Origin of the sequence: Mesorhizobium sp. M7A.F.Ca.CA.001.08.2.1 (genome assembly GCF_003998455.1) — a bacterium.
GTDB classification, from domain to species: Bacteria; Pseudomonadota; Alphaproteobacteria; order Rhizobiales; family Rhizobiaceae; genus Mesorhizobium; species Mesorhizobium ciceri.
Genome location: NZ_RZPW01001030.1, coordinates 1 through 1,730 on the forward strand (window position 1 = coordinate 1; position 1,730 = coordinate 1,730).

At 63.1% G+C, this 1,730-nt stretch carries 2 protein-coding genes; one reads left to right on the top strand and one right to left on the bottom strand.

Annotation, left to right across the window (positions count from 1 at the left end):
* The coding region (locus tag EN914_RS34365; RefSeq protein ID WP_164779133.1) for a thioesterase family protein at positions 1-355 on the bottom strand (355 nt) is incomplete at its 3' end.
* A gap of 102 nt (positions 356-457) precedes the next feature.
* On the opposite strand from EN914_RS34365, the gene EN914_RS34370 reads away from it, so the two are divergent.
* A partial coding sequence (locus tag EN914_RS34370; RefSeq protein WP_127389635.1) for an FAD-binding oxidoreductase occupies positions 458-1,730 on the top strand: 1,273 nt, incomplete at its 3' end.

Genomic DNA, 1,730 nt, shown 5'->3' on the forward strand with positions numbered 1-1,730 from the left:
GGTCGAAGACATGCAGCGACAGCGATTCGGAAGTCGCGGCCAGCCAGCCGTCGACATGGCGGATTTCCTGATAGGCCCGCAGCCGCTTGTCGTCATGGTCGATGAGCTGGAAGGAGACCGTGACCTTGTGCTCGAGATGCAGCTCCTGCACGTAGCAGACATGGACTTCGGCGGTGTAGATGGTGAGGCGGCGATCCCTGGCATAGTTCGGTCCCATGCCCATTGCCTCGAAGGCGTCGTCCGAGCAGCGGTCGAACAGCACGTTGTAATAGGCCATGTTGAGATGGCCGTTGTAGTCGATCCAGTCCTTCTCGATGTCCATGTGTTTTGAGACGAAGGGAGTGGGGATGGGCATCGAAACTTCCTTGTTCTGGTGCTGGACAGAGCGTGGCGGGTAAGACTACGCATCCATAATCGCATAACAAGCGTGGACGCTGGTCCATTCGCGGAGGAATTCATGGCTCTGAGCGACCTCAACCCGGTCGAACGCAACGAGGAAGGCATCGCTGCGGTGCTCGGCATCCTCAAGCAGCAGCTCGGCGAGCGATTTCAGACCGGCCAGGCGATCCGCTCGCAGCATGCACATACCACCACCTACATTCCGACGCAGGCACCGGATGGCGTTGCGTTCCCCGAGACGACGGCCGAGGTGCAGGAGATCGTGCGCGCCTGTGCGGCGCACCGCGTGCCGGTGATCGCCTTCGGCGTCGGCTCCTCGCTGGAGGGTCACACCAACGCACCGGGCGGCGGCATATCGGTCGACACATCGCGCATGAACCGTATCCTGGCGGTCAATCCACAGGATCTCGACTGCACGGTCGAACCCGGCGTCACCCGCGAGGATTTGAACCGGCATCTGCGCGACACCGGCCTGTTCTTTCCGATCGATCCCGGTGCCAATGCCTCGCTGGGCGGCATGGCCGCAACGCGGGCCTCCGGCACCAACGCGGTGCGCTACGGCACGATGCGCGAGAACGTGCTGTCGCTGACCGCCGTCATGGCCGACGGCGAAACGGTGACAACCGGCAAGCGGGCGAAAAAGAGCTCGGCCGGCTATGATCTGACGCGGCTGCTGGTCGGCTCGGAAGGCACGCTCGGCATCATCACGTCGCTGACCTTGAAGCTGCAAGGCATCCCGCAGGCGATTTCGGGCGGCGTCTGCCCGTTTCCGAGCGTCGAGGCGGCCTGCAACGCGGTCATCGCGACGATCCAGATGGGCATCCCGGTGGCGCGCATCGAACTGGTCAACGCGCTGCAGATGCGGGCGATGAAGAATTATTCCAAGCTCGACTATCCCGAGAGCCCGTGCCTGTTCGTCGAGTTTCATGGTAGCGATGCCGGCGTTGCCGAACAGGCCGAAACCTTCGGCATGATCGCGGAGGAAAATGGCGGCGGGCCGTTCCTGTGGACCAGCGTCGCCGAGGAGCGCACCAAATTGTGGAAGGCGAGGCACGACGCCTACTGGTCGTCGCTGACCCTGCGGCCGGGAGCCAAGGGGCTGTCGACCGATGTCTCCGTGCCGATCTCGCGCTTTGCCGAATGCGTCATGGAAACCGAGGCCGATATCGCCGAGATGGGCCTGATCGCGCCGATCGTCGGCCATGCCGGCGACGGCAATTTCCACGTGCTTGTGCTGATGGATGTGAACGATCCCGAGGAGATCGCGCTGTCGGAAAAATTCGTCGCACGGCTTAACATGCGGGCGATCGCCATGGACGGCACCTGCACCG